This window comes from Luteimonas sp. A478, from assembly GCF_054052025.1.
In genome coordinates this window covers 1-1215 of sequence record NZ_JBSVRF010000019.1, presented here as the reverse complement: position 1 = coordinate 1215, position 1215 = coordinate 1, and the positions used below count along the sequence as shown (strand labels likewise).

General features: G+C 62.9%; 2 protein-coding genes. Both read left to right on the top strand.

The window, feature by feature from the left end:
- Window positions 1-53 precede the first annotated feature (53 nt).
- Window positions 54-368 (top strand): DUF1153 domain-containing protein, encoded by a 315-nt coding sequence (locus tag ACW7G3_RS14200; protein ID WP_456983568.1) that lies wholly within the window; start codon window positions 54-56, stop codon window positions 366-368.
- The gene (locus ACW7G3_RS14195; protein WP_456983566.1) at window positions 365-1186 is read left to right on the top strand and encodes an IS3 family transposase; all 822 of its coding nucleotides are present in this window, start codon (window positions 365-367) and stop codon (window positions 1184-1186) included. The genes ACW7G3_RS14200 and ACW7G3_RS14195 overlap by 4 nt, the downstream gene beginning before the upstream one ends.
- The last annotated feature ends 29 nt before the right edge of the window (window positions 1187-1215 follow it).

The window sequence follows — 1215 nt, the reverse complement described above, 5'->3', positions numbered from 1 at the left end:
TGTAATGACCCAGTGATTTCCTGCTCAGGTGTTACTTTGCGAAGGAGGCACCCATGAGCGTGATGATGGAAGAAGAAATCAAGCGTTGGACGGCACGGCGCAAGTCGGCGCTGGTGCTGGAGATCATCCAGGGCAAGACCACGATTTCGGAGGCGAGCCGCCAGTTTGACCTGGCGCCGTCCGAGATTGAGGAGTGGATGGAGCACGCCAGGGCGGGCATGGAGAACGCGCTGCGTGCCAGGCCCGAGGATGTGCGCGAGCAGTACGAGCGTCAGCTCAAGGACCTGCAGGAAGCCTACGGCGAGGCGATGCTGGAGTTGCGCGCACGAAAAAAATTGCAGTCCCTGTTGGGCAAGGACGAGAGTTGATCCTCTCGATCCAGCAGGGACTGAAGGACGACGGTGATGAGGTGTCGATCAGCAAGCTGTGCCGCTGGTTCGATGTGCCGCGCAGGACGGTGTATTACCGGTCGACCAAGGCCGCCCCCAAGGTCCAGCCTGGGCTGGCGGGGCCGATCAAGCAGCTGATTGAGCAGGAGCCTTCGTTTGGTTACCGCACAGTGGCGGCGCTTCTGGGCATGAACAAGAACACGGTGCAGCGGATTTTTCAGATCATGGGCTGGCAGGTCCGCAAGCGCGCCGTGGGTCAGCGTCCGCGGATCCAGGCGCTGCCGTCGGTTGCCTTGGCGCCCGACCAGCGCTGGGCAACCGACCTGTGTCGCGTCTGGGGCGGCTTGGATGGCTGGCTGACGCTGGCCCTGGTGATCGACTGCTATAGCCGCCAGTTGCTGGGCTGGCAGCTCTCGCGCAGCGGCAAGGCCAGCACCGCGGCTGCGGCGCTGGAGCAAGCGCTGATCACCCGCTATGGCGCGTTGGGACGGGTACCCGAACCCTTCCTGCTGCGTTCCGACAACGGCCTGGTCTTCACCAGCCGTCACTACACGCGCCTGGTGCGCAGCTATGGCCTGAAGCAGGAGTTCATCACCCCGCACTGCCCCCAGCAAAACGGAATGGTGGAGCGGGTCATCCGGACGCTGAAGGAGCAATGCGTCCATCGGCACCGCTTCGAAACCCAGCAACACGCCATGCGCGTGATCAGCGACTGGATCCAGTTCTACAACTTCCGGCGCCCGCACCAGGCGCTGGGCATGAAGACACCCGCTGAGGCGTATGCTTTAGCGGCCTGATCTGAGCAGAAACCGCTGGGTCATTACAT